The sequence below is a fragment of the Actinomadura sp. WMMB 499 genome, assembly GCF_008824145.1.
Classification (GTDB): domain Bacteria; phylum Actinomycetota; class Actinomycetes; order Streptosporangiales; family Streptosporangiaceae; genus Spirillospora.
In genome coordinates this window covers 1,235,112-1,258,459 of sequence record NZ_CP044407.1, presented here as the reverse complement: position 1 = coordinate 1,258,459, position 23,348 = coordinate 1,235,112, and the positions used below count along the sequence as shown (strand labels likewise).

Below are 23,348 nucleotides of genomic sequence, written 5' to 3'. Positions count from 1 at the left end.
CCTACTTGAGGTCCGCGTCGTCGGCGCGCTGCACCCACGCCGCGAACGTCTCGCCGTCGGTGCGCTGCTCGTCGAACTTGCGCACGACCCGCTCGACGTAGTCGCCGAGCGCGTCCGAGGTCGTCTTCAGCCCGCGGACCTTCTTGCCGAACGTCGCGCCGAGCTGCCCGCCCAGGTGGATCTGGAAGCCCTCGACCTGGTCGCCGTTCTCGTCCACGACGAGCTGGCCCTTGAGGCCGATGTCGGCGACCTGGATGCGGGCGCAGGCGTTCGGGCAGCCGTTGACGTTGATCGACAGCGGCTGGTCGAAGTCGGGCAGCCGCTTCTCCAGCTCGTCGATCAGGTCCATCGCGCGCTGCTTGGTGTCGACGATCGCGAGCTTGCAGTACTCGATGCCGGTGCAGGCCATCGTCTGCCGCCGGAACGTGGACGGGCGCACCTGCAGGTCGTGCTTCGCGAGCTCTTCCGCGAGCGCCTCGGTGCGCTCCTCCGGAACGTCCAGGATGACCATCTTCTGCTCGATGGTCGTGCGGACCCGTCCCGATCCGTACCGGTCCGCGAGGTCGCCGATGACGCCGAGCAGCTCGCCGTTCACGCGTCCGGCGCGCGGCGCGAACCCGACGTAGAAGTTGCCGTCCTGCTGCCGGCGGATGCCGACGTGGTCGCGGCTGGGCAGCGGAGCGGCCGGCTCCGGGCCGTCCGGAAGCCCGTACCCGAGGTACTCCTTCTCCAGCACCTCCCGGAACTTCGCCGCGCCCCAGTCCTTCACGAGGAACTTCAGCCGGGCGCGGTTGCGCAGCCGCCGGTAGCCGTAGTCGCGGAAGATCGAGGTGACGCCGTGCCACACCTCGTGCGTCTGCTCCGGCTTCACGAACACGCCGAGGCTCTGCGCGAACATCGGGTTCGTCGACAGCCCGCCGCCCACGAACACCTGGTAGCCGATCTCGCCCTCGTCGTTCTTCACCCCGACGAACGCGATGTCGTTGATCTCGTGGACCGTGCAGTGCGACGTGCAGCCGGACATCGTCGTCTTGTACTTGCGCGGTAGGTTCGAGAACTCGGGCGAGCCCACGTAGCGGTCGTGGATGTTCCGGAGGTCCGCCGTGGCGTCGATGATCTCGTCCTCGGCGATCCCCGCCAGCGGGCAGCCCAGGATCGTGCGCGGGTGTCGCCGCACGCCTCGATCGTGTGCAGCCCCACCGCCTCGAGCCGCTCCCAGATCGCGGGGACGTCCTCGATCCGCACCCAGTGCAGCTGGACGTTCTGCCGGTCGGTGATGTCGGCGGTGCCGCGCGCGTACGTCGTGGAGACGTCGGCGACCGCCCGGAGCTGCGCGGGGCTGAGCTGGCCGCCGTCGATCCGGACGCGCATCATGAAGTACTTGTCCTCGAGCTCCTCGTCCTCGAGGGCCCCGGTCTTACCGCCGTCGATGCCCGGCTTGCGCTGGGTGTAGAGGCCCATCCAGCGGAACCGCCCCCGCAGGTCGGCGGGGTCGATCGAGTCGAAGCCGGTCTTCGAGTAGATGTCGATGATCCGCTGACGGACGTTGAGCCCGTCGTCGTTCTTCTTGTTCTCTTCGTTCTTGTTGAGCGGTTCCCGGTAGCCGAGGGCCCACTGGCCCTCGCCCTTCTTGCGCTTGATCGCGGGTGGCACGGCGCGCGTCCTCATCTGTGGTCGTGAGGGACGCGTAGCGCACCGGCAGTCTCGAACGGCCGGCTCGACGTTGAGCAGGAGAGGTCAAAGATGACGCCGATGCACCACGCGCCCGGCTGGAGCGATACGGGGGCGTGGTCGGGGCGTCACCGACAGATCGCGCTGCGGACGCGCAGGAAGTCGACGTGCCGGCGCTTCGCCAGCAACGGGTCCGCAGCAGTCATACCCGAACTCTGACATGCCGTCTCGCGGCCTGTCCAGTTACGTCCGGGATGCGGACGCGTGAGAAGAGTCATCGTTTCGGCTCTCACCCCTGCCGCCGCCAGTTCACGGCGGGTTCGCTCTTCCCGGCGTCGGCGCCGCATCGTCGCGGGAGTCCGGGCCCCGTCCGTCCCGCGCGCCCGACGCCCTCGTCGCGCGCGTCGCGGGACCCTCCCGGTGCTGGCAGTCGCACCACGACCCGTCACGGCAGTCCCCGTGGCGGCGCGCGCGGCACGACTCGCATATCACGGTTTCCATTGTCCCCGATGACCGGCGATGCTCACTCACCTTTTCCTGTGCGCCCCGCCACCCTCCGCCGGCGACCGCCGCCCGGCCGGGGCTCCGCCCCGGCCGCGCCGTCCGGGCGTCCGCCCGCATCGCCGTCCGAGTCGCCGGGGGTGTGCGGCGTCGTGGCACGTGATGACTCCCGGGCCGTCCCGGTCGCGGGGCGACCGCCCGGCGATTCCGCCGGACGGACGGGACGGAGGCTCGCCCGATCGGGCGGGGTTCCGGGTTCGGAGCCGGGCGGCTGCGATGATCTTGGGCGGCGCGCCGGTGCGCGGCGTCAGAGTGATGGTGCGGGGAACGGGACGGGACGGACGGCTGAACGGGGGGCGTCGTGCGAGGCGCGGATTCGGGTGCGAGATCGGGCGGACCCGGACGTCACGGTCGGTGCACGCTCTACGGTGAGGCGGTGTGACGACCGTCTCCGACGCCGACGGCGTCCCCTCGTCCGGGGACGCGGATCCAGCCGACGGCCCGCCGGGGCCGCGGCGCCGCCTGCTCCGGCCGCTGCCGCGGCGCGTGCCCGGCCGGGTCCGGGCCGTCCCGCGGGTGGCGTGGCTGCTGGTCAAGGGGACGACCGTGACGGCGTTCCGGCACCGGGTCACCGGGCTCGCGGCCGAGGCGGCGTTCTTCGCGCTGCTGTCGCTGCCGCCGCTGGTGATCGGGCTGATCGGCACGATGGGGCACTTCCGCGGCGCGCTCGGGTCGGGCACGGTCGCGGAGATCCGCAACTGGGCGATCGAGCAGGCCCGGACGGTGCTGACCGGCCCGTCGGTCGACACGGTGGTCGTCCCGCTGATCGACGACGTGATCCGGGGCGGCAGTCCCGACATCGTGTCGATCGGCTACCTGATCTCGCTGTGGGCGGGGTCGCGGGCGACGAACGTGTACGTCGACACGATCACGATCTCGTACGGGCTGTCGGGCGTGCGCGGGGTGGTGCGGACGCGGCTGCGCGCGTTCTTCCTGTACCTGATCGGGCTGCTGGTGATGCTCGTGGTCATCCCGCTGCTGGTGCTGGGGCCGACGCTGGTGCGGCACGCGGTGCCGGAGAGCGCCGAGTTCGTCCCGGTCCTGTACTGGCCGGTCGTGGTGACGGGCTCGATCGTGTTCCTCGCGCTGCTGTACCACATGAGCGTCCCGGTGCGGACGGCCTGGTACCGGGAGGTGCCGGGCGCGGTGCTGGCGCTGCTGATCTGGATCGTGGGGAGTTTCTCGCTGCGCCTCTACCTGGCCGGGTCGCTGCGCGGCGTGTCGGTGTACGGGTCGCTGGCGGCGGCGATCGCCGTGCTCGCCTGGCTGTACGTGGCGGCGTTCGCGGTGCTGATCGGGGCGGCGCTGAACGCGGAGATCGACCGGCTGTGGCCCAGCGCGGGGACGGCGCGGGCACGGGCCGTCCGGGAGGCGCAGGAGGACGAGCAAGAGGACGAGCAAGAGGACGGGCGCGAGGACGGGGACGCGGGTGGGGCCGACGGGGCGGAGGGTAAAAACTCCGCCGGTTAAACCCATGAAAAGGCCAAACATGTCGTAACCTCGGCGTACATGACCCTTCGTGAGGAGCCCCGCCGGATCCGGACCGTGACCGGCACGATCGCGACGTCCGACATCTCCGGCCCGGTGCTCTCCCACGAGCATCTGCGCATGGACCTGCGGTGGCCCGCGCGCCCCGCGATGGTCGGCTCGGACCCCCGGCGCTACCTGGACGAGGAGAAGGCGGTCAAGCACGAGCTGTCCGTGCTGCGCGCGGAGCACGGTCTCGGCCTCGTCGTCGATCTGACCTGCGCGGGCATGGGCCGGGACGCGGCCTCGCTCGCCCGGGTCGCGGCCGCCGCCCGGGTCGCGGTGGTCGCCGCCACCGGCGTGTTCACCGAGCCGTTCCACCCCGAGTTCGTCCGCGAGGCGGTGGCCGCGGCGGAGGCCGGCACCGGCCCGTCCGCGGTGGACCGGCTGTCCGAGCGGCTGCTCGCCGAGATCGGCTTCGGCATGGACGGGACGAACGCGCTGCCGGGCGTCATCGGCGAGATCGGCACCTGGGGCGAGGCGCCCACCGAGACCGAGGAGCTGTGCCTGCGCGCCGCCGCCCGCGCCGCCCGCTACTCGGGGCTGCCGGTCGCCACCTACGGCCGCGCGGGCCTGGCCCAGCTGGAGATCCTCACCACGGCCGGGCTGTCGCCCGAGCGGGTCGCCGTCGGCCAGCAGGACCGGGTGGACGACCCCGGCCAGCACCGGAAGATCGCGGAGGCGGGGGCGTACGTCTCGTTCGGGACGCTCGGCCTCGCCGGGGACGACCACGCGGCCCTCGGCGCCCGCGTCCGCGCCGTCATGGACATGCTCGACGCCGGGCACGCCGACCGGGTGCTGCTGAGCACCGGCGTGTCCCGCATGACGCAGGTCGTCCGCTACGGCGGCGCCGGGTACGGCTACCTGTTCGAGACGTTCCTGCCCGCGCTGCGCGCCGCCGGCGCCGATGACGCGACCCTGCGGGGAATCCTGCACGACAACCCCCTCAGGTGGCTCTCCTCCTGACAAGACCGCGCTGAGCGGGTAGGGCTCCGGGGAAGGTGCAAGCGACCCCGGAGGGGGTGTGCGCGATGCCCTGGGACAAGGAATGGAACAGGACGCGCGAGGAGAGCCTGCGGGACGAGACGGTGCGCCTGCCGTTCGCCGACCGGACCGAGGCGGGCCGGGTGCTCGCGGAGCGGCTGGCCCCGCTGGGGCTGGAGGGCGCGGTGGTGCTGGCGCTGCCGCGCGGCGGCGTTCCCGTCGGGTACGAGATAGCGCGGCGGCTGGGCGCGCCCCTGGACGTCCTGGTGACCCGCAAGATCGGTTTTCCGGCGCAGCCGGAGCTGGGCGTGGGGGCGATCGCCGAGGGCGGTGCGCCGGTGTTCGACGCGGGGCTGCTGGCGCGGCTCGGGCTGACCGAGGACGACCTGGCGGCGACGGTGGAGGCCGAGCGCGCGGAGCTGGAGCGGCGGGTGACGGCGTACCGGGGCGGGCGCCCGCCGCCGGAGACGTCCGGACGGCCCGTCGTGGTGGTCGACGACGGCCTGGCGACCGGCGGGACGGCCCGCGCGGCCGTGCGGGCGCTGCGGGAGCGGGGCCCGTCGCGGCTGGTCCTGGCGGTGCCGGTGGGCGCCGCGGAGACCGTCCGGCTGCTGGAGCCCGAGGTGGACGCCCTGGTGGTGCCGGCGGCGCCGTGGGACTTCCGCGCGGTCGGGCAGTGGTACCGGAACTTCGATCAGCTCACCGACCGCGACGTGATCGGCTGGCTGGAACGCGCGGGCCGGATGGCGGCGCCGGATAAAGGACCCAGATGAATTTCCGGAAATGGCGCACGTGCCGCCGCCGGGTGCGGTAAAAGGCGGTCGGCCGGTAATTCCGGAATCCTGGAACGGGGCAAGAGGGGCGCAAACGCCCGTACCCGGCCCTTCGGACCGGGTACGGGCAACGCAAACGGCCCCGCCGGGTGCGGGGCCGTGTCGTTTCTCGGTGGCGTGCCGGGGTGGTTCTGGGAGCGTCGGGGCGGCCGGTGATGCGGGTGGAGGCTGCGCCGCCCGGTTCGCGGTCGGCTAGGCGGCGTTGGCGCGACGCATGCGGCGCCGGCGCTCGGACGCGCGCTCATCCTCGTTGAGGCCGCCCCACGTGCCGTACTTCTCGGGCCGGGACACCGCGTAGTCCAGGCAATCCGTGCGGACCGGGCAGCCCATGCAGATCTGCTTGGCCTTGCGCTCGCGGATCTCGCGCTCGGGCTGGCGCTCGCCGTCGGGACCGAAGAAGAGGACGAGGTCTTCCCCCCGGCACGCCGCGGCGTCCTGCCAGCCCCAGCTGGGACGAGGGAGGTTTGCCTGCCGACGTACCTGAGCCATGGAACACCCACCTTGATTGGTTCGTACTGAGCTACTGAACAAAGGACATGGACGCTCGACGTGCTTCACATGACGGGAGTCAGAAGCGAAGCGCCGAATGGTCCAACGTCTGGAGTTGCCGCTCTGTTCCCCGTCCGGTTACTCCGGAATCCTGGGGACGTGCGACACGGAGGCCCTCTAAAGGGACCTCCGAGAGATTACACGAGGGCCGCCGCGTTGAGAAGAGTGAGGTCCCTAACAATGTAGGTTTCCAGGTTCTCTCCGCAGTCCGGTCCGCACGGGGCCGACTGCTGTACGGCCTCGAAGACGACCCGGTAACGGCTCTCCTGAACGGCGACCACCGCTTCGTACCGAGATGTCCCTGTGAGGGATTCCACGGTCGCCGCGTCCACTTCCAGCCGTCCCGTGTGGGCCCGGACGAAGTGCTCGGCGGCCTGTACGGGCTCCGGCGTCCCGGCCCGGCCGCGCAGCCGGTCCAGCACGACCTCGCCGCGCAGGTACGCGTTCACCGCCGATATGGCCTCGGTCTCGCCGAGGTCGCCGTAGTAGAAGCCGTGGGGGAGACATACAAGGTTCGCTGCGAATCGATCACCGCCGACATGGGTGGTTTCCCAGACGAGCGGACCGAAACGTGACGACAGCGCCCGCGCGAGCGGAGCACCTGTGCGCGCGCAGCACGCGTTGCGCTTGCCGTGCGTGCACACCAGCAGGACGGGGTCGAGGACGGGCGCGCCCAGTCCCGGCGAGCGCCCCGCCGCGAGGGCGTCCAGGTCGAGGGCCGCCAGCTCGCCCGGATCGGCGAGCTTGCGCCCTTCCATCCACACCCGGTCACCCTCGGAGTAGGCCGCGTACACCTGGACCGGGGGAGTCGCGCCGCGGCGCCCGGTCCGGCGGATGAGCTGCGGCCGGACGCCCGCTCGCAGCGCGGCCCGCAGGGTCTGTGCGATGGGCGCGGGGCCGGCGATGTCCTCGACGCGTTCCGGCCACGGCCCCGGGTGCTCGATGAGCAGCCACGAGCGGGCCTTGGTGGTGGCGCTGGCCAGGCACGGCCGTTCGCCGGTGTGGCTGCCCGGGCAGTGCCCGCAGCCCTTGCCGCGCGTCAAAGAAACCCCCCGCCGATCTTGGCCCTGTTAGGTTAGGTTAACCTAACGGAGCCTTCGGGGGCCAGCGAAGGTGGGGAACGTCATACCCGCCGCGCGCGTCGTATCACCCGCCCGCTCATCACGAGGACGTCCTGGTCAGCGCCTCGGCCACCGGTAGCGCGGCGGCCCGGTCGGCGGCCACGAGCCCGATGCGGGTGCGCCGGTCGAGGACGTCGCCCGCGTCCAGCGCCCCCTCGTGCCGGACGGCCCACGCCAGTTCGGCGCCCAGCACCGGCAGCCCGGGCACGACCGGCTCCAGGAGCGCCGGATCGTCCGCGCCCAGCGCCGCCAGCAGCGGCGCCTCCGTACCGTACCGGCGGACGAGCCGCGGCGGCGCGGCCAGCCGGGCGAGCCGGTCCGGGGACGCCGCCCCGACGAGCGGGATCCGCGCGGTGCGGCAGGGCCCCGCCGCGAGCCCGCGGGCCCGCACGGCGGCGTCCACCGCGTCCTGCGCCATCCGCCGGTAGGTCGTCAGCTTGCCGCCGACGACCGTCACGACCCCCTCCCGCGAGGCCAGCACCGCGTGCCGCCGCGACAGGTCGGCCGTCCCGCCTCCCGCACCCGCGTCCAGCAGCGGGCGCAGCCCCGCGAACGCGCCCACCACGTCCGCGGGCCGCACCGGCACCTCGAGCGCCGTCCCCAGCACGTCCAGCAGGAACCCGACCTCGCCGGGGGACGGCTCGGGCACGTCTGGGATCGGGCCGTCGGCCGGCTCGTCGGTCAGCCCGACGTAGACCCGCCCGTCCTCCTGCGGCAGCACCAGCAGGAACCGGCCGAACTCGCCCGGCACCGGGATCTGCATCCCCGCGCGCCCCGGCAGGGCCTCCGGCCGCAGCACCAGGTGCGTCCCCCGCGACGGCCGCAGCCGCACCCCGTCCACCAGGCCGCCCGCCCACACGCCGGCCGCGTTGACCACCGCGCGGGCCCGCACGGTGAACTCCCGGCCGGTCTCCTCGTCCCGGACGAGCGCCCCGTCCCCGGCCAGCGCCAGCGCGCGGCACCGGGTCAGGATCCGGGCGCCGTGCGCGGCGGCCGTCCGCGCGATCGCGGTGACCAGCCGCGCGTCGTCGGCGAGCCGCCCGTCCCAGGACAGCAGCCCGCCGCGCAGCCCCAGCCGGCGCAGCGCGGGCGCCGCCCGCAGCGTCTCCACCGCCGACAGCCCGCGCGGGCGCGGCAGCGCGGCCCGCGGCGTCCGCGCGGCGAGCCGCAGCGCGTCCCCCGCGTGCAGCCCCGCCCGGGACGCCAGCGCGTGCGAGCGCGGCACCAGCGGCGTCAGCGGCAGGACGAACGGCTGCGCGGCCACCAGGTGCGGCGCCGTCCGGGTCAGCAGCGTCCCGCGCTCGACCGCGCTCTCGTGCGCCACGTCCACCTGCCCGGACGCCAGGTAGCGCAGCCCGCCGTGGATCAGCTTCGAGCTCCACCGCGACGTCCCGAACGCCAGGTCGTGCGCGTCGATCGCGGCGACCGACAGCCCGCGCGACGCGGCGTCCAGCGCCGCCCCGGCCCCGGTGGCGCCGAGCCCCACGACCAGGACGTCCACGACCTCGTCCGGGAGCGCCGCCAGCTCGCGGGCGCGCCGCTCCCGGTCCAGCGACGACCGGGCGGGCGTCGCGATCGCGCCAGGGGTGAGGGAGGCGGTCATCGGACTCCTTCGTGCGTATCCGGGCTTTCGGGCCGGGGACGGAATGAGGCAGGGCGGTCGGCCGGGGTGCGGGCTCTCACGGGGCGAGGAGCCGTTCGAGGGCGCCGCGCAGCTCGGCGTCGAACGCGGCCGCGGTGAGTTCCGGATCGTCCTCGTCGATCATGGTCCGTCCCGACAGCCCGTAGGACTGGACGACCAGCAGCAGCGCGCGCGCCTGCCGCGGGGGGTGGCCGGGGCGGATCGTCCCGTCGCGGTGCCCGGCGGCGATCGCGTCCTCGAACAGCTCGAGGAACGCCAGCTGGCTGGCGCCGAGACGGTCGAGGACGTAGGGCAGCAGCAGCTCGGGATCCACGTCGACGATCTTGCGGAGCAGCGGGTGCCCGCGGAACGCGCGGACGCCCTCGACCAGGCCGTCCACCAGCCGGGTCCGGACCGGGCGGCCGTCGTCCGGCGGCTGCACGGCGGTGCCGATCCGGGTCCACTCGCGGGTCATCAGGTCGGCGACGATCGTCCGGACGTCCGGCCAGCGGCGGTACAGCGTCATCCGCGAGACGCCGGCGCGGCGGGCGATGTCGGTCAGCGTCGTCCGGCGCACCCCGACGGCGAGGACGCAGTCGCGGGCGGCGTCCAGGACGGTGTCGTCGGCGGTCCGGGCGCCGGTCCCATTGTGACGATTCGACGTCATGTGTCACAGTGTAAGCCACACGGACCGACACGCCGGGAGGCAGGGTGGAGACGCGCGATATGCTGTGGAGCGGCTGGGGCGACCCCGAGCGGGCGGCGCCGCTGCCCGAGCCCGTCGTGAACCTGCTGCGCGACCTGCTCGGCGTGCGGACGGCCGACGCGCGGCCCGTCGACCTCGCCGCGATCGCGCCCGCCGAACCCCGCCTGGACGCGCGCGAACTGGGCGCGCTCGCCGAAGCCGCGGGCGGCGCCGCGCACGTCCGGACGGACGCCGAGGCGCGCGTCCGGCACACGCGCGGCAAGTCGACCCCCGACCTGCTGCGTGCGCGCGCGGGCGACACGTCCGCCGCGCCCGACGCGGTCGTCCTGCCGGGCGGGCACGACGAGGTCCTCGCGGTGCTGCGGGCCTGCGCGGCCCACCGGATCGCGGTCGTCCCGTTCGGCGGCGGCACGTCCGTCGTCGGCGGCCTCGCGCCGGAGGGCCCGGCGATGAGCGGCCTGGGCCGGTTCGTCGCCCTCGACCTGCGCCGGATGGACGCGCTCGTCTCGATCGACCACGAGTCGCGCACGGCCGTCCTGCAGCCCGGCCTGCGCGCCCCGGACGCGGAGGCGCTGCTCGCCGGGGAGGGGTACACGCTCGGGCACTTCCCCCAGTCGTACGAATGGGCGACGATCGGCGGATTCGCCGCCGCGCGCTCCAGCGGGCAGGCGTCCGCCGGTTACGGCCGGTTCGACGACATGGTGGTCGGGCTCACCGTCGCCACCCCCGAGGGCCCGCTCGACCTCGGCCGCGCGCCCCGCTCCGCCGCCGGGCCCGACCTGCGCCAGCTCGTCCTCGGCTCCGAGGGCGCCTTCGGCGTGATCACCTCCGTGACCGTCCGGATCCACCCGATTCCCCCGGAACGCGCCTACGAGGGCTGGCGGTTCGCCTCCTTCGCCGCCGGCGCCGCCGCGCTCCGCCGCCTCGCCCAGGACGGCCCGCTGCCCGCCGTGCTGCGGCTCTCCGACGAGACCGAAACCATGATCGGCCTCGCCGACCCGGCCGCCGTCGGCTCCGGCTCCGGGGCCGCCGGCTGCCTCGCCGTCCTCGGCTTCGAGGGGACCGCCGCGCAGGTCGCCGACCGGCGCGCCCGCGCCGCCGCGACGCTGCGCGACGCGGGCGGCGAGCCGCTCGGCGCCGGACCGGGCGAGAAGTGGGCGCACGGCCGCTTCCACGCCCCCTACCTGCGCGACGCCCTGCTGGACGTCGGCGCGTTCGTCGAGACGCTGGAGACCGCCGGCTTCTGGTCGCGGATCCCCGACCTGTACGACGGCGTCCGCAACGCGCTCATCGGCACCCTGTCCGGCTCCGGCACACCGCCCCTCGTGATGTGCCACATCTCGCACGTGTACCAGACGGGCGCGTCCCTGTACTTCACGGTCGTCTCCGCCCAGGGCGAGGACCCGCTCCCGCACTGGGAGAAGGCGAAACGCGCCGCCTGCGACGCGATCGCCGACGCGGGCGGCACGATCAGCCACCACCACGGCGTCGGCACCGACCACCGCGACTGGTACGAGCGCGAGATCGGCCCCCTCGGGACCGCCGTCCTGCGAGCAGTCAAGGACCGCCTCGACCCCACCGGGATCCTCAACCCCGGCGTCCTCGTCCCCCGGCCGGGGAGTGACCGTGCCGCGCGCGTTCACCGCGATCGTCAACCCCGCCGCGGGCGGCGCCGCGTCCGCCGCCTCGCTCGTCCCGCTCGCCCGCGCCCTCCGCGACGCCGGCGCCGACCTCGCCGTCGAGTACAGCCGCGGCCTCGACCACGCCGCCGACCTCGCCCGCACCGCCGCCTCCGCCGGACGAGTAGTCCTCGGCGTCGGCGGCGACGGCATGGTCGGCGGCGTCGGCGGCGCCCTCGCCGGGACCGGCGCCACCTTCGGCATCGTCCCCGCCGGGCGCGGCAACGACTTCGCCCGCCAGCTCGGCGTCCCCGCCGAGCCCGCCGAGCTCGCCCCCCTCCTCCTGGACGGCGAGCCGCGCGCCGTCGACGCGATCGAGGCCGGCGGCACCACCGTCCTCGGCAGCGTCTACGCGGGCGTCGACGCCGTCGCCAACGCCAATGCCAACCGGTCCCGCCTCCTGCGCGGCTCCGCCGCGTACTACGCCGGGGCCCTGCGCGCCATCCTCACCTGGCGGCCCGCCGACTACCGGGTCGTCGTGGACGGCGCCGAGCACCGCTTCGGCGGCTACAGCGTCGTCGCCGCCAACTCCGGCTACTACGGCTCCAACAAGCACATCGCGCCCGACGCCCGCGTGGACGACGGTCTCCTCGACGTCGTCCTCATCCGCTCCGCCCCGAAACCCCTCTTCTTCGCCGTCATGCGCGAACTCGAGGCGGGCACGCACGTCCGCCGTCCCCAGGTCGAGGTCCTGCGCGGTCGGGAGGTGCGCATCGAGCTCGCCGGCCCGCCCGGCCGCACCCTGCCCTACGGCGCCGACGGCGAACTCCCCGGCGTCCTCCCCGTGACCGCCCGCGTCCTGCCGGGGGCGCTGCGCGTGCTGGCCCCCTGAACCCGAAGGCAGCGCTCTGACCAGCCGAATCGAGAGTCCGCGCGAGATTTGGACCCGGCGTTTGGGGCGATTTACGCGGCCATTACGGCCATCCGGATAGCGTCGTATACGTCCCGCTAAGGGACCTTGGGGCCGTCTGCGGACGCATCATGAGAAGGCGACTGTTCGCCGTTCTGGGGGGACTCATGATTCCCGCGGACGCCCTCCACGTGGCAGCGTCGGCGTCTCTGGGGGTGGCGCCGACGCTGCTGTGTTTTCTTGCAAGGCCCTCGGCGTCAGGCCGCGGGGCGGCCTTCCTTCAACGGGCCTTGCGGTGCGATTGCTGCATCGCTCCGACTCGCCCGAGGGGCTCGCTGCGCGATCGGATTCTCGCTTTGCTCGAATCCGGCTTCGCTCGCAATCGCAGTGGTTCCGGTGCGCTCTGGCTGGGGCCTGGCTGGGGTGAGTGCCTTGGGATCCGGTGGGGGGTGCGGTTCTTCGGATATGTGAACACTTGTGTCTGTTAGTGTTGCGGCTCTGCTGTTCGCTGGGAGAGGGGTGCGCGGGGTGCGGGTGGGGCGTCCTTCGCCGGAAGAGCTGCGACACAACTTCGCCGCTGAGCTCGAATCGGTTCTGGCCGACGGCGGGATGCGGAGCGAGAGCGGTCTCGACATGGAGGTCGAGGAGGCTCTCTGGGCCATCGCGCGGGCACGGCCGGACGTGCCCGTCGAGCTTGTGGCCGCGGCGTACCGGGCGTTCGCGGGGCAGCTCGACGGGGGCAACGCGCGGGCCCGTCGTGCCGAGCTGGAGCGTCGGCTCGAGGAGATGAAGCGGCGGCATCCTCCGCGCAATTAGACTCTCCGTGTCGCCCCCTTCCCCCCGGAGGTTGTCCGTGCGTGCTGAGGAATCGTCGGACGGCGTGGCAGGGGGGAACTCGCGGACGTCCGAGGCCGGGGCCGGGTGGGAGTGCGAGCGGCCGGGCACGTTCCACGAGCTGCTGCCCGAGCGGGTGCCCGATTTCTCGTGGCGGCATCCCGGGGTGCTGTGGCGGTCGCGCAACGACGTGATCGCGAAGTGGTTCGGGGATCCGTCGGGCGCGATCCGGCGGCGCTGCGTCGCGGCGCTGCGGGAGCGGGGGACGCCCGCCGCGTTCACGGTGCACCGGTCGGCGCCCGAGTTCTCGTTCGTCCTGCTGGGCGACACCGGGGAGGGCGACCGTTCGCAGTACGCGGTCGTGCCGCCGATGCTGAACGCGGCGCGGGACGCCGACTTCATGGTGATCGCGAGCGACGTCATCTACCCGGCGGGCGAGGCCGCGCACTACCCGGCAAGGTTCTTCCGCCCCTACAAGGACTTCCCGGGGGCCGTGTACGCGGTGCCGGGGAATCACGACTGGTACGACGGCCTGCGGGGGTTCCTGCACGTGTTCTGCGGGCTGGACATGGACTGTTCGCCGCCCAAGTGGGGCGGGCCGTTCGGGTGGCTCGCCGGGGCGCTGTGGCGCAAGGCGGGGGACGTCGACGCGCGGGCGCTCGAGACGGCCCGCGGCGAGTACCGGGGCTCGACGGGGCAGCCGGGGCCGTACTGGGTGATCGACACTCCGCCGCTGCGGATCGTGGGGATCGACACGGGCATCGGGGGCGGGATCGACCGCGACCAGGGAGAGTGGCTGCGCGAGGTGTCCGGAGGGCCGAAGCCGAAGCTCCTGGTGACGGGCAAGCCGCTGTACGTCGATGAGGAGTACCACCCGTGCCCGATCGAGGGCGGCGGGACGGTCGACGAGATCGTCCGCGATCCGGCGCACAACTACGTGGCCGCCATCGGGGGCGACATCCACAACTACCAGCGGTACCCGATGACGCGGGGGGACGGGCGCCCGCTGCAGTACGTCGTGGCCGGTGGCGGGGGCGCGTTCATGCACGCCACCCACACGATCCCGCGGACGCGGTCCGTGAAGGAGGGCGACTTCCGCTGCTACCCGCTGCGGGGCGACTCCCTGTCGAGGTACAGCAAGCTGTACGGGCGATGGCTGCACCTGCCGAAGTTGTTCGTCCTCACCCCGGAGGAGGCGACGGCGGCGGTGCGGCGCCGGCTCGGCATCGAGCCCGGACGCGGGTACGAGGCGCGGGACGTGTCCCTGCGGGCGAGGTTCGTGGCGTTCGCGCTCGGGGTGCCGCGCGGGGACAGGCGGCGCCGGGGACCGCTGCGGCTGCCGGTGCGCAAGCTCCCGCAGCGGTTCCGGTCCGAGCTGGCGGACTGGGACGAGCCGCCGTTCTTCAAGAGCTTCCTGCGGTTGGACGTCACCGCGGAGGAACTGCGCATCCGCTGCCACGCCGCGACCGGATGCGGCGATCACGAGGAGTTTCCGCCGGTCGAGGACGAGGTACGGATCCCCTTGAACCCGGCGGGCGCCCAGTGAACCCGGGCGGACTTCCGTGATCCTGTCGCACGATCCGTGCGCCGGACGTTACAGTTCTTGATCACCTCACGGGTGACCGGACCACAGGAGAGCGATACATGAGTTACCCCCCGCAGGGGCAGGGCCAGCACCAGCAGGGCGGCCACGCGCCCGCCCCGGCGCACCAGCCGGGGCCCGTGGCCACGGGCAGCGGCGCCAACATGAAGCGCCGCAACCCGGTCGGCGCCTGGCTCGGCCTTCCCATCATCACCTTCGGCATCTACGGCCTGGTGTGGTTCTACAAGGTCCACAACGAGCTGTACCGGTACGACCGCCGGGTCGGCGATTCGGCCCTGAACGCGCTGCTGTCGATGCTGTTCGGCTTCATCACGTTCGGCATCTGGCCGCTGGTGATGTGGATCAAGCTCGGCGGTCGCATCCGCCAGGCGCAGCGCGCCGCGGGACTGCCCGCGAGCTGCAGCACCGGCGTCGGCTTCCTGCTCGGCATCATCGGCTTCGGGGTGCTGTACTACCAGATCCAGCTCAACAAGGTCGTCGACCGCTACGGCGGGACGCCGCCCGACCAGCACGTCTCGCTCGTCGCCTGACCTTCCGGGGGCTACGGCCCTGGCCCCCGCCGAGCCCCTCCGCGCCCACCCGTCGCGGAGGGGCTTTCCCGTTCTGTCGGTGGGCGCCGCCAGAATGGACGGGTGCGGATGGCGGCGGCCCCGGGGCCCGGCGGCGGGGGAGAGCTGCGGCCCCTCGCCGAGGACGGCGCGCCCGCGGGTCCCGCGCGCGGCGTCCCCGACCTGGTCGCCGAGATCGAGCGGGTGGAGCGGGCGGAATCGCCGCGGTGGGTCTGGGCGTCCACCGCGCGGCTGTACCCGCGGCTGCTGGACGCCGGGGTGCGGGTGGCCAGGTGCCATGACCTGGAACTCGTCGAGAGCCTGCTGAGCGGGCACGCCGGACGGTACGGCGAGCCGCGGTCGGTCGCGGCGGCGTGGGCGCGGCTGCACGGCGCGCCCGTCCCGCCCGACCCCGTGCCGGCGCGCGAGACGACGCAGGGGGCCCTTTTCGGGGGCTCCGGGGAGGACGCCGAGGACCTCGCGAAGATCGTCGAGGTGCACGCGGCGCAGCGGCGTACCATCGCCGGGCTGGACGGGTTCGGGCTGCTGGCGGCGGCCGAGTCGGCGGGCTCGCTCGTCGCGGCGGAGCTGGGCCATGACGGGCTGCCGTGGTCGGCCGGGGAGCACGACGCCCTGCTCACCGAGCTGCTCGGGCCCCGGCCGTCCGGAGGTCTGCGCCCCCGCAGGCTCCAGGACCTCGCCGACCGCATCGGCGCCGCGTTCGGCCCGCGCGCGCACGTCAACCCCGATTCCCCCGCGCAGCTCCTCAAGGCGTTCGCGGCGGCGGGCCTGCCGGTCCCGTCGACGCGGGCGCACGTGCTGAAGGGGATCGACCACCCGGCCGTGCCGCTGCTGCTGGAGTACAAGGAGCTGGCGCGGCTGCACACCGCGCACGGGTGGTCCTGGCTCGACGCGTGGGTGCGCGACGGCCGGTTCCGCGCGGAGTACGTGGTCGGCGGCGTGGTGTCCGGGCGGTGGGCGACCAGCGGCGGCGGCGCCCTGCAGATCCCGCGGGTGCTCCGCAGGGCGGTGGTCGCCGACCCCGGCTGGCGGCTGGTCGTCGCCGACGCCGCCCAGCTCGAACCCCGCGTCCTGGCGGCGCTCGCGGGCGACCGGGCGTTCGCCGACGCCGCCGCCCACGGCGACCTGTACGCCGCGCTCGCCGAGGCGTTCACCGCCGACCCCGGACCGGACGGCCTGTCCGCCCGGGACAAGGCCAAGCTCGCGCTGCTGTCGGCGATGTACGGCGGCGGGACGGGCGAGGCCGTGCAGCTGCTCGCCGTGCTGAAGCAGCGCTTCCCCGACGCGTTCGGCTACGTCGAGGCCGCCGCGCGGGCGGGCGAGCGCGGCGCGCTCGTCCGGTCCCTGCTCGGCCGGACCTGCCCGCCGCCGTCCGCGGGCTGGCGGGCGCTGACCTCCGACGACGCCGGCGCGGGGGCGCTGCGCAGCCGCGGCCGGTTCACCCGCAACTTCGTGGTGCAGGCCACGGCCGCCGACTGGGCGCTGGCGCTCCTCGGCGCGCTCCGCCGCCGACTCACCGCGCTGGGCCCGCCCCGCCTGGTGTTCTTCCAGCACGACGAGGTGATCGTGCACGCCCCGGCGGAGCTGGCCGAGGAGGCCGCGGACGCCGTCCGGGCGGCGGCGGAGGAGGCGCGGCGGCTGCTCTTCGGCCGCACCGCCGTCGTGTTCCCGATGGAGATCGCGATCGTGGGCCGGTACTCCGAGGCGAAATGACCCCCGAGGTCAGCGCGCGATCGTGTAGGACGGGCGCGCGTTGAGCGCGTCGACGTCGGAGAACGACGTCCGCCGGTACGCCCCGCTGATCGTCTTCAGCTCCTCCGGCGCCAGCACGTCCTCGATCGACGCGAATCCCCGGGGGCGCGCCCCGCCACCATCTGCAGGATGTGGTCGGCCGGCATGTCCCGGCAGGCCAGCACGATCGAGTTGACGCTCTCGCGGCGCTCCCGCTCGTAGGCGGCCAAGCCCTCGGAGGGCCCCGCGGCGGCCAGCTCGTGCGCCAGGACGCGCGCGTCCAGGACGGCCTGCGAGCCGCCGTTGGACCCGATCGGGTACATCGGGTGGGCGGCGTCGCCGAGCAGGGTGACGCGGCCGAACGTCCAGCGCTCCAGGGGTTCGCGGTCGACCATCGGGTACTCGAGGATCTCCGCGCTGGCCCGCAGCATCGCCGGGACGTCCAGCCAGTCGAACTTCCAGTCGGCGAAGTGGGGGAGGACGTCCTCCAGCCGGCCCTGCCGGTTCCAGTCGGCGTTCCGGTCCAGCACGTCGTCGGCCAGCTTCACCTCGGCCACCCAGTTCAGCAGCGCCTTCCCGCGGCGCTCGGCGCGCCTGGAGATCGGGTAGACGACCATCTTCGCGGCGGCGTTGCTGCCGGCGACCGCCAGCGTCCGGCCGGAGAGGAACGGCTCGCCCTCGGCGACGCCGCGCCACATCCGGATGCCGTTCCACAGCGGCGCGCGCTCGTCCGGGTACAACCGGGCGCGGACCGCCGAGTGCAGCCCGTCCGCGCCGACGAGCACGTCGGCCTCGTGGGTGCGGACCTCGCCGGACGCCCGGTCGCGCAGCCGCGCCCGCACGCCGGAGCCGTCCTGCTCGAAGTCCTCGAACACGGTGCCGGTGCGGACGGCGCCGTCGCCGAGCCGCTCGCGGACCGCGGCCAGGAGGGCCATCTGCAGTTCGCCGCGGTGGATCGAGTACTGCGGCCAGTTGTAGCCGAGGTCGCGGCCGCGCGGCTCGCCCCAGATGCGGCCGCCGTACCGGTCGAAGTGCACCATCTCGGCGGTGGGGATGCCGATCTCGGCCAGCTCGTCGCCCAGGCCGAGTTCGGTCAGCTCGCGGACGGCGTGCGGGAGGAGGTTGATGCCGACGCCGAGCGGACGCAGTTCCCGGGCCGCGTCGACCACCAGCGGCTCCGCCCCGGCCTCGTGCAGGCTCAACGCGGTGGTGAGGCCGCCGATCCCGGCCCCCACGATGAGTACGCGCATGAATCGCCCTTCATTGGTCCCCGGGCGGGCGGGACCGCGGTGGGCGGCCCCGCTCGCCCGGGTCGTGTCATCGCCGCCGTATCGGAGGCGGCCCCTGACCGGCCGATCGCCATGGACCGGCGGGCGAACCGGACGTCGCGTCCGGCCCGCTCCTGCCATGATCTCCGATTTGGCATCCGATTTCGGGCAGTTGTCCGATTTCGGATCGTTCTCTGCCGCCGCTGCGCCGGACGTCCGCCCGCCGGCCCCGTTGCGGGCGGGCGCGTGACGTCGGCGAGCGGTCGTCCCGGCGGCGCCTAGCCCGCGTTCTTGCCGATCCGCTTCGCGGCGGCCTTGGCGACGGACCCGGTGTCTTTGGCTCCGGTGTCTTTGGTCCCGGTGTCTTTGGTCCCGGTGTCCTCGCCGGATGCGGACTGCTCGGCGGTCGTTTCGGCGTCCTTCGCGGCCTCGTTCTTCGCCGCGCTCTCGTCCTCGCCGGTCTTGCCCGCGGGGACCTTCGCGACCGGCCCGGCGTCCGCGGTGTCGGCGCCCTTGCCCGCGGCGGGCGTGGCGCCGGGGACCTTGGCTCCGCCGCGCACCAGCCGGCCCACCTCGGCCCTGAGCCGGATGAACTCCGGCAGGCCGCGGGTCTCGATCTGGTCGCGCTCGCTCGGCAGGCCGACCGGCAGGTCGGCGTGCACCCGGGCGGGGGACCGGTTGAGGACGACGACGCGGTCGCCGACGTAGACGCTCTCGTCGATGTCGTGCGTGACGAGCAGGATCGTCATCTTCTCGTCCCGGTGGACCTTCAGGACGAGATCCTCCAGGTCCTCCCGCGTCTGCGCGTCGACCGAGCCGAACGGCTCGTCCATCAGCAGCAGCGACGGGCGGTAGGCGAGCGCGCGGGCGATCGACACGCGCTGCTGCATGCCGCCCGACAGCTGCCACGGGTACTTCTTGCCCGCGTCCGGGAGGCCGACCGACTCCAGCGCCTCCTGCGCCGCGGCGCGCCGCGCAGCGCGGGACCCGCCGCGGCGCCGCAGCGGCAGCGCCACGTTGTCGCGGACGCTCAGCCAGGGGAACAGCGATCGGCTGTAGTCCTGGAAGACCACCGCGAGGTCGTCCGGCACGCCGTCGATCGGCTTGCCGTTCAGGGCGAGCTTCCCCCCGGTCGGGCGGATCAGCCCGGCGATGCAGCGCAGCAGGGTCGACTTGCCGCAGCCGGACGGGCCGACGATGCTGAGCAGCTCGCCGTCCGCGACCGTGAGGTCGAGGGAGTCGAGGGCGGTGAACCCGTCCCCGTAGGAGTGCGTGAGGCCGTTGATCTCTAGCATCGCGGCCGCCTTTTCTGTGTGTGCGTCAGGTAGAACATCGTCAGTTCGCGAGCCTCTTGGCGCCGGTGTGCCAGGCCAGCAGCCGCCGCTCCAAGAGCATGAAGACGGCGTTGAACAGGAACCCGAGGATGCCGAGCATGACGATGCCGGCCCACATCCGCGGCAGCTCGAACTGGCGCTGCGCGTCCAGCAGCTCGGTGCCGATGCCGACGGTGCTCCCCAGCAGCTCGGACAGCACCATCAGGATCAGCGCGAACGACAGCGCCACCCGCAGCCCCGCGAAGATCTTCGGCGCGGCCGCCGGAAGGATGATCGTCGTCATCCGGCGGAAGCGGGAGACGTTGAAGACCCGGGCGGTCTCCAGCTGCAGGGCGTCCACGGAACGGACGCCGTCGGAGGTGTTCAGCAGGACCGGCCAGATCACCCCGAACGCGATCGTCACGATCCGCATGGTGTCGCTGATCGAGAACACCAGGATGAAGAAGGGCAGCAGCGTGGGCGGCGGGACCGCCCGCAGGAACTGCAGCACCGGGTCGAACATGTCGTACAGGGTCCGGGACCGTCCGATGGCCGCGCCGATGACCACGCCGGCGAGACCGGCGGCGGCCCAGCCGATGAACAGGTTCTTCAGGCTGCTGGAGAAGTCCTCCAGCGCGTCGTCCGACAGGAACAGGTGGGACACCGGCCCGGAGAACCAGATCTCCTTGAGGGTCTGGACGATCTCCGAGGGCGGCGGGAAGTACGTCTCGTTCACCGCACGGGTGACGAGCTCCCACAGGACGACCGCGATCGCGACGAGCCACACGCGTTCCAGGAGCCCGCGTGCCGCTTTCAGTGCTTTCACGAGACTCCCTCCACCCGCGCGCTGTTCCACCGGAACGCGATCCGCTCGAACGCCAGCAGCAGGCCGTTGGCGAGCAGCCCGAGCATGCCCGCCCAGAACGCGCCGGCGAGCAGCAGGTCGGTGCGTCCGCCGCCGGACTGGGTGTCGGCGAGGTAGATGCCGATGCCGTCCCACCCGCCGGCGAACAGCTCGGTGCTGATCACGACGATGAGGGCGACGGACGCGGCGATCCGGACGCCGGTGACGATGAACGGGGCGGCGCTCGGCAGGGAGACGCGCCACAGCACCGACACCGTGCCGAACCCGAAGCTGCGGAGGCTCTCCTTGGCCACGGGGTCGACGTCGCGGAGCGCGTAGAGGGTGTTGATGAGGATCGGCCAGAGGCACGCGTAAAAGATGAGTGACATCTTCATCTGCAGCGGCTCGGCGAACAGGATGATGGCGAGCGGGATCAGCGCGACCGAGGGGATCGGGCGGAGCAGCTCGACCAGGGCCCGCGACGCGACGTCCAGCAGCGGGATCGAGCCGAGCAGCACGCCCAGCGGGACCGCGACGAGCACGGCGAGCAGGAGCCCGCCGAGCCACGCCTGCAGGGAGGCCCCGACGTCGACGAGGAAGTCCTCGTCGACGGCGAGCTTGCCCGCTTCCGTCAGGACGGTCGTCATGGGGGGCAGCGCGTCGCGGTCCAGGAGGCCGGCACGACTGACGCCCTCCAGGACCGCGAGCACTCCGACGCCGCCGACCGCGCCGAGAAGGATTCGGCGAAGGTTCATGAAGTCTCGGCGATGAGGGTGTTGATGTCGACCTTGCTGTCGATGTAGCCGAACTCCTGCATGAGGTCCGGGATGCGCTGGAGCCGCTCGGCGTCGAGGGTGCTCGTGTAGGTGCCGTAGCTCATCGTCGAGGCCACCTCAGAGGTGATCTTGGCGTACTTGGGCAGGACGTCCTGCACGACCTTGCGGTCCTTGCACTGCTCCGCGGCCTTCTGCAGGGCCCGCTGGAACGCGGCCACGGTCTTCGGGTTCTCCTTCACGAACTTCTCCGTGGAGGCGTAGCCGGCGATCGGGAAGTCGGCGAGCTTGTCACTGGACAGGTCCGTGACCATGCGGGCGCCGATCGACTCCTGCATCTGGGTGCCGAAGGGCTCGATGGCCTGGACGGCCTCGACGCTCTCGGACTTGAGGGCCTGCTCCATGTTCGGGGGCGGCACCTCGACGAAGTCGTCGTCGCCGAAGGTGACGTCCTTCGGCTCACCCGCGGCCTCGATCATCAGCGTGCTGATGTTCTGCTTGGTGTTAACCCCGATCTTCTTGCCCTTGAGGTCCTCGATGGACTTGTAGGGCGAGTCCTCGCGCACCATCAGGGTGTGGGTCTTCGGGCCGCTCTGGAAGCCCTCGGCGACGATCTTGGGCTTGAAGCCCGGGTCCTTGACGGACGCGGTGACCAGCGAGACGTAGTTGCCGAAGCTGATGTCGAGCGCGCCGCTCTTGAGCTTCGGGATGGCCTCGGCGCCGCCCTGGAGGGTCTGCAGCCTGACCTCCAGGCCCTCCTCCTCGAACAGCCCCTTCTCCATGGCGAGCTGGACCGGGGCGGTGTCGGCGACGGTCATCGTGCCGAGCGTGATCCGCGAGGTCTCGAGGCCGTTCGCGGAGGCCTCCTCCTCGCCGCCGCAGGCGGCGCCGGTGAGGCCGACGGCGATGGCGAGCGCGCCGGCGAGGACCGCGCGACGGTGTGTGACTGACATGCGCAACGCTCCGTATGCGGGGAAGCTTGATGAGCTGTGATGAAAGGTGATCTTTCAACGAGCGGGGAGCGTAGCGCACAGTAGCCCCCCTAGGGGGGCGATATCAGGTGGACGCGCACTTATGGGGGGATGTGTAAACAATCTGTGACATTGATATCGCCAGCATCGTAAGCCGGGACATGTGCGGCTTATTGGACTCGCTGTATCGGCCCGGAGTCAGGGCGGCGCGGTCGAGGAGGCCGCCGCGCTCGGCGCCCTCCTCGACCGCGGACGCCCCGCCCCCGCGGGCCGTGCCGAACGGGGGCCGGCGAAGGGTCACGCGGTCTTGGCGATGAGGGTGTTGATGTCGAGCTTGCTGTCGATGTAGCCGAACTGCTGCATGACGTCCGGGACGCGCTGGAGCCGCTCGGCGCTCAGGGTGCTCGTGTAGGTGCCGTAGCTCATCGTCGAGGCCACCTCAGAGGTGATCTTGGCGTACTTCGGCAGGGTCTCCTGGACGACCTTGCGCTCGGCGCACCGGCCCGACGCTTTCTGCAGCGCCCGCTGGAACGCGGCCACGGTCTTCGGGTTCTCCTTCACGAACTTCTCCGTGGAGGCGTAGCCCGCGATCGGGAAGTCGGCGGTGGCGCCGCTGGACAGGTCCACGACCATGCGGGCGCCGATCGACTGCTGCATCTGGGTGCCGAAGGGCTCGATGGCCTGGACGGCCTCGACGCTCTCGGACTTGAGGGCCTGCTCCATGTTCGGGGGCGGCACCTCGACGAAGTCGTCGTCCGAGAAGGACGCGCCCCTCGGCTCGCCCGCCGCCTGGATCATCAGCGTGCTGATGTTCTGCTTGGTGTTGACCCCGATCTTCTTGCCCTTGAGGTCATCGATGGAGTGGTAGGGCGAGTCCTCGCGCACCATCAGGGTGTGGGTCTTCGGGCCGCTCTGGAAGCCCTCGGCGACGATCTTGGGCTTGAAGCCGGGGTCCTTGACGGACGCGGTGATCAGCGAGACGTAGTTGCCGAAGCTGATGTCGAGCGCGCCGCTCTTGAGCTTCGGGATGGCCTCGGCGCCGCCCTGCAGGGTCTGGAGCCTGACCTCCAGGCCCTCCTCCTCGAACAGCCCCTCGTCGATGGCGAGCTGGATCGGTGCGGTGTCGGCGACGGTCATCGTGCCGAGCCTGATCCGCGAGGTCTCCAGGTCGCCGGGTGCGGCCGTCTCTTCCTCGCCGCCGCAGGCGGCGCCGGTGAGGCCGACGGCGATGGCGAGCGCGCCGGCGAGGACCGCGCGACGGTGTGTGACTGGCATGCGCAACGCTCCGTATGCGGGGGGAAGCTTGATGAGCTGGGATGAAAGGTGATCTTTCGACGCGC

18 protein-coding genes and 2 pseudogenes are annotated in these 23,348 nt (G+C 72.9%); 9 read left to right on the top strand and 11 right to left on the bottom strand.

The window, feature by feature from the left end:
- Position 1: 1 nt before the first annotated feature.
- Positions 2-1,668 (bottom strand): annotated as a pseudogene (locus F7P10_RS05310) (nitrite/sulfite reductase).
- Between the two features lie 942 nt (positions 1,669-2,610).
- Between F7P10_RS05310 and F7P10_RS05305 the strand changes: the two are divergent.
- The 3 genes from F7P10_RS05305 to F7P10_RS05295 all read left to right on the top strand — a co-directional run bounded on the left by F7P10_RS05305 (position 2,611) and on the right by F7P10_RS05295 (position 5,516).
- Positions 2,611-3,702: a YihY/virulence factor BrkB family protein gene (locus F7P10_RS05305; protein WP_151008329.1), complete on the top strand. Its 1,092-nt coding sequence runs from the start codon at positions 2,611-2,613 to the stop codon at positions 3,700-3,702.
- A gap of 39 nt (positions 3,703-3,741) precedes the next feature.
- Positions 3,742-4,725, top strand: coding sequence for an aryldialkylphosphatase (locus F7P10_RS05300; protein WP_151008328.1), 984 nt, complete (start codon positions 3,742-3,744; stop codon positions 4,723-4,725).
- Positions 4,726-4,790: 65 nt separating this feature from the next.
- Complete coding sequence (locus tag F7P10_RS05295) at positions 4,791-5,516, top strand: phosphoribosyltransferase (protein ID WP_151008327.1); 726 nt, start codon at positions 4,791-4,793, stop codon at positions 5,514-5,516.
- A 252-nt stretch (positions 5,517-5,768) separates the two neighbouring features.
- On the opposite strand, the gene F7P10_RS05290 is transcribed toward F7P10_RS05295, so the two are convergent.
- The 4 genes from F7P10_RS05290 to F7P10_RS05275 form a co-directional block, all read right to left on the bottom strand.
- Positions 5,769-6,065, bottom strand: coding sequence for a WhiB family transcriptional regulator (locus F7P10_RS05290; protein WP_075901375.1), 297 nt, complete (start codon positions 6,063-6,065; stop codon positions 5,769-5,771).
- A 197-nt stretch (positions 6,066-6,262) separates the two neighbouring features.
- Complete coding sequence (locus F7P10_RS05285; RefSeq protein ID WP_151008326.1) at positions 6,263-7,168, bottom strand: sucrase ferredoxin; 906 nt, start codon at positions 7,166-7,168, stop codon at positions 6,263-6,265.
- A 118-nt stretch (positions 7,169-7,286) separates the two neighbouring features.
- Complete coding sequence (locus F7P10_RS05280) at positions 7,287-8,849, bottom strand: glycerol-3-phosphate dehydrogenase/oxidase (RefSeq protein ID WP_151008325.1); 1,563 nt, start codon at positions 8,847-8,849, stop codon at positions 7,287-7,289.
- A 76-nt stretch (positions 8,850-8,925) separates the two neighbouring features.
- On the bottom strand, positions 8,926-9,534 hold the full coding sequence (locus F7P10_RS05275; protein WP_151008324.1) for a TetR/AcrR family transcriptional regulator: 609 nt from the start codon (positions 9,532-9,534) through the stop codon (positions 8,926-8,928).
- 59 nt (positions 9,535-9,593) lie between these two features.
- Here F7P10_RS05275 and F7P10_RS43940 point away from each other — a divergent pair.
- The 6 genes and pseudogenes from F7P10_RS43940 to F7P10_RS05245 form a co-directional block, all read left to right on the top strand.
- A pseudogene (locus F7P10_RS43940) lies at positions 9,594-11,183 on the top strand (FAD-binding oxidoreductase); the annotation flags it as partial.
- A 16-nt stretch (positions 11,184-11,199) separates the two neighbouring features.
- The gene (locus F7P10_RS43935) at positions 11,200-12,084 is read left to right on the top strand and encodes a diacylglycerol kinase family protein (RefSeq protein ID WP_254716415.1); all 885 of its coding nucleotides are present in this window, start codon (positions 11,200-11,202) and stop codon (positions 12,082-12,084) included.
- Between the two features lie 546 nt (positions 12,085-12,630).
- Positions 12,631-12,918, top strand: a complete 288-nt coding sequence (locus F7P10_RS05260) for a hypothetical protein (RefSeq protein ID WP_151008322.1) — start codon at positions 12,631-12,633, stop codon at positions 12,916-12,918.
- 64 nt (positions 12,919-12,982) lie between these two features.
- Positions 12,983-14,482 (top strand): metallophosphoesterase, encoded by a 1,500-nt coding sequence (locus tag F7P10_RS05255; protein ID WP_151008321.1) that lies wholly within the window; start codon positions 12,983-12,985, stop codon positions 14,480-14,482.
- A 98-nt stretch (positions 14,483-14,580) separates the two neighbouring features.
- The gene (locus tag F7P10_RS05250) at positions 14,581-15,069 is read left to right on the top strand and encodes a DUF4234 domain-containing protein (RefSeq protein ID WP_151008320.1); all 489 of its coding nucleotides are present in this window, start codon (positions 14,581-14,583) and stop codon (positions 15,067-15,069) included.
- A gap of 108 nt (positions 15,070-15,177) precedes the next feature.
- The gene (locus F7P10_RS05245; RefSeq protein WP_151008319.1) at positions 15,178-16,821 is read left to right on the top strand and encodes a bifunctional 3'-5' exonuclease/DNA polymerase; all 1,644 of its coding nucleotides are present in this window, start codon (positions 15,178-15,180) and stop codon (positions 16,819-16,821) included.
- A 95-nt stretch (positions 16,822-16,916) separates the two neighbouring features.
- Here F7P10_RS05245 and F7P10_RS05240 read toward each other — a convergent pair whose 3' ends face one another.
- The 6 genes from F7P10_RS05240 to F7P10_RS05215 form a co-directional block, all read right to left on the bottom strand.
- Positions 16,917-18,089 carry a flavin-dependent oxidoreductase gene (locus tag F7P10_RS05240; protein WP_176611309.1) on the bottom strand — a complete coding sequence of 391 codons (1,173 nt, stop codon included), beginning with the start codon at positions 18,087-18,089 and terminating at the stop codon, positions 16,917-16,919.
- A 296-nt stretch (positions 18,090-18,385) separates the two neighbouring features.
- Positions 18,386-19,402 carry an ABC transporter ATP-binding protein gene (locus F7P10_RS05235; protein ID WP_151008318.1) on the bottom strand — a complete coding sequence of 339 codons (1,017 nt, stop codon included), beginning with the start codon at positions 19,400-19,402 and terminating at the stop codon, positions 18,386-18,388.
- Between the two features lie 40 nt (positions 19,403-19,442).
- Entirely contained in the window at positions 19,443-20,246 is an 804-nt protein-coding gene (locus tag F7P10_RS05230) for an ABC transporter permease (RefSeq protein ID WP_254716414.1), read from the bottom strand.
- Complete coding sequence (locus F7P10_RS05225; protein ID WP_151008317.1) at positions 20,243-21,019, bottom strand: ABC transporter permease; 777 nt, start codon at positions 21,017-21,019, stop codon at positions 20,243-20,245. The genes F7P10_RS05230 and F7P10_RS05225 overlap by 4 nt, the downstream gene beginning before the upstream one ends.
- The gene (locus F7P10_RS05220) at positions 21,016-21,990 is read right to left on the bottom strand and encodes an ABC transporter substrate-binding protein (protein WP_151008316.1); all 975 of its coding nucleotides are present in this window, start codon (positions 21,988-21,990) and stop codon (positions 21,016-21,018) included. The genes F7P10_RS05225 and F7P10_RS05220 overlap by 4 nt, the downstream gene beginning before the upstream one ends.
- A gap of 315 nt (positions 21,991-22,305) precedes the next feature.
- A complete protein-coding gene (locus F7P10_RS05215) occupies positions 22,306-23,283 on the bottom strand; it encodes an ABC transporter substrate-binding protein (RefSeq protein WP_176611308.1) in 978 nt (325 codons plus the stop codon).
- Positions 23,284-23,348 lie beyond the last annotated feature (65 nt).

Bases quoted from the DNA above. Each gene is read 5' to 3' on its own strand.
- F7P10_RS05245 (WP_151008319.1), top strand. From the start codon at position 15,178: ATGGCGGCGGCCCCGGGGCCCGGCGGCGGGGGAGAGCTGCGGCCCCTC.
- F7P10_RS05295 (WP_151008327.1), top strand. From the start codon at position 4,791: ATGCCCTGGGACAAGGAATGGAACAGGACGCGCGAGGAGAGCCTGCGG.
- F7P10_RS05235 (WP_151008318.1), bottom strand. From the start codon at position 19,402: ATGCTAGAGATCAACGGCCTCACGCACTCCTACGGGGACGGGTTCACC.
- F7P10_RS05240 (WP_176611309.1), bottom strand. From the start codon at position 18,089: ATGCGCGTACTCATCGTGGGGGCCGGGATCGGCGGCCTCACCACCGCG.
- F7P10_RS05300 (WP_151008328.1), top strand. From the start codon at position 3,742: ATGACCCTTCGTGAGGAGCCCCGCCGGATCCGGACCGTGACCGGCACG.
- F7P10_RS05215 (WP_176611308.1), bottom strand. From the start codon at position 23,283: ATGCCAGTCACACACCGTCGCGCGGTCCTCGCCGGCGCGCTCGCCATC.
- F7P10_RS05275 (WP_151008324.1), bottom strand. From the start codon at position 9,534: ATGACGTCGAATCGTCACAATGGGACCGGCGCCCGGACCGCCGACGAC.
- F7P10_RS05225 (WP_151008317.1), bottom strand. From the start codon at position 21,019: ATGAACCTTCGCCGAATCCTTCTCGGCGCGGTCGGCGGCGTCGGAGTG.
- F7P10_RS05280 (WP_151008325.1), bottom strand. From the start codon at position 8,849: ATGACCGCCTCCCTCACCCCTGGCGCGATCGCGACGCCCGCCCGGTCG.
- F7P10_RS05250 (WP_151008320.1), top strand. From the start codon at position 14,581: ATGAGTTACCCCCCGCAGGGGCAGGGCCAGCACCAGCAGGGCGGCCAC.
- F7P10_RS05290 (WP_075901375.1), bottom strand. From the start codon at position 6,065: ATGGCTCAGGTACGTCGGCAGGCAAACCTCCCTCGTCCCAGCTGGGGC.
- F7P10_RS05220 (WP_151008316.1), bottom strand. From the start codon at position 21,990: ATGTCAGTCACACACCGTCGCGCGGTCCTCGCCGGCGCGCTCGCCATC.